The organism is Vagococcus bubulae, from assembly GCF_003950315.1.
GTDB classification, from domain to species: domain Bacteria; phylum Bacillota; class Bacilli; order Lactobacillales; family Vagococcaceae; genus Vagococcus; species Vagococcus bubulae.
Genome location: NZ_NGJT01000055.1, coordinates 1 through 1,416 on the forward strand (window position 1 = coordinate 1; position 1,416 = coordinate 1,416).

Genomic DNA, 1,416 nt, shown 5'->3' on the forward strand with positions numbered 1-1,416 from the left:
GACTAAAACCAAAATTACAAAGGAGAATACCCCTATGGATAATAATACAAGAAAACTACTCAATTTAACAGATGATTCTCTTATTTTTAATGAGAATTGGTTGTCTCGCGAAGCGAGAGACAACCGATCCGTTAACATGATTACAGGTAGATTAGTTAATAATGATAGACAATGCAAGCAATGTGGATTTTATCAATCCGTTAAAAACGGAACTTATCAAACCATTAGTCAATTGCCTGAAGTTGAACGTCGCCCAACCTATCTGAAACTTCAAAGAGAACGTTACCTTTGTAGAAACTGCGGATCAACTTTCAGTGCTTCTACTTCTTTAGTAGATGACTATTGTCAAATTTCTAAACAACTTAAATATCAAATTGCTTTTGATTTAAAAGAGAATCGATCACGTAAAGAAATTGCGCAATTCCACAGTGTCTCTGAAAATACTGTTCAACGTGTGTTATTCTCATTTACCAATAATCATCAACCGAATTTTAACTTCTTGCCTACGGCTCTTTGTTTAGATGAGTTTAGCTCTACTTCTGATTGTCATACTGGAATGAGCTTTATTTGTGCTGATGTGACGTCTAAAAAAATAATCGATATCTTACCTGATAGAAGATTACATAAGTTGGTTTCTTATTTTATGAAGTATTCCAGAAAAGCACGCTTACAAGTAAGATTTTTGGTCATGGACATGAATGCAAGTTATGGACAACTATTAAAGACAGTCTTTCCAAATGCAAAAATTGTCACAGATCGATTTCATATCATTCAACATATTAACCGATCTTTCAACGCTTTAAGAATAAAAGAAATGAATCAACTAAAACGCCACAATCAAGAGGAAGGAAAGCAGTACCGAAGGTTAAAGCGTTATTGGAAAATTCTTTTAAAAGACAATTCCGAATTAAACTATAAACACTTTTATTATCGTCCTTTATTCAAGAGAAATATGTCATCTACCGAGTTGGTAGATGAGTTACTTTCTTATAGCTCTCTATTAAAAAAAGCGTATCATTTTATCCAAGAATTGAAGTATGCTTATAAAACAAACGATTATGTCTTATTTTTAGAGCTATGCTCAAAGATATCTGTTGAATTACCAAAGTATTTTAGAGATAAATTCAAGATATTTGGTAAATTCTCACAAGGAGTCATAAATGCCTTTAAATACTCTTATTCAAATGGCTTCTTAGAAGGTATTAACAATAAAATTAAAGTGATAAAACGTGTGGCCTATGGCTATCGAAACTTTTTACTATTCAAACGACGTATCTTTTTAATTCAAAATCAAGTTTTTCAGGTTAAATAAGAAAAGTGAGAGAATTTCTTCCCTCACTCCAATTAATTCTATTTCATTTTTGAGACTTCTTTTTATCCCTATTATTGTCCATCAACACGATTTGACATAGAGCC

General features: G+C 31.9%; 1 protein-coding gene. It reads left to right on the forward strand.

Going from position 1 to position 1,416, the window contains the following annotated elements:
• The first annotated feature begins 34 nt into the window (after window positions 1-34).
• A complete protein-coding gene (locus tag CBF36_RS12125) occupies window positions 35-1,312 on the forward strand; it encodes an ISL3 family transposase (RefSeq protein ID WP_125958614.1) in 1,278 nt (425 codons plus the stop codon).
• Window positions 1,313-1,416: the final 104 nt, after the last annotated feature.